1 protein-coding gene is annotated in these 249 nt (G+C 53.0%); it reads left to right on the plus strand.

Features of this window, described 5'->3' with window-relative positions; genetic code table 11:
* A partial coding sequence (locus SB658_RS26220) for a glutamine amidotransferase-related protein (protein WP_410603415.1) occupies positions 1 to 249 on the plus strand: 249 nt, incomplete at both ends.

Here is a 249-nt window from a genome sequence, read left to right on the forward strand (position 1 = left end):
GAGATGCCGAAGGAAACAAGCTGAAGGTGCCGCATATGGGCTGGAACCGGCTGACGTTTCACCAAACGTCTCCTTTGCTTTCGGAAGCGGAAGAAGGCTTCGTTTACTTTGTCCATTCCTATTATATAGACGGGATGGAAGACGGCGATCTTCTGGCAAGCGCTGAGTACGGCGTTCGTGTTCCGGCTGTCGTCGGGAAACGCAATGTTTTCGGTGCACAGTTTCACCCGGAAAAAAGCGGTACAGCCG

It is taken from the genome of Bacillus sp. SIMBA_008, from assembly GCF_046535495.1.
Taxonomy (GTDB): Bacteria; Bacillota; Bacilli; order Bacillales; family Bacillaceae; genus Bacillus; species Bacillus subtilis.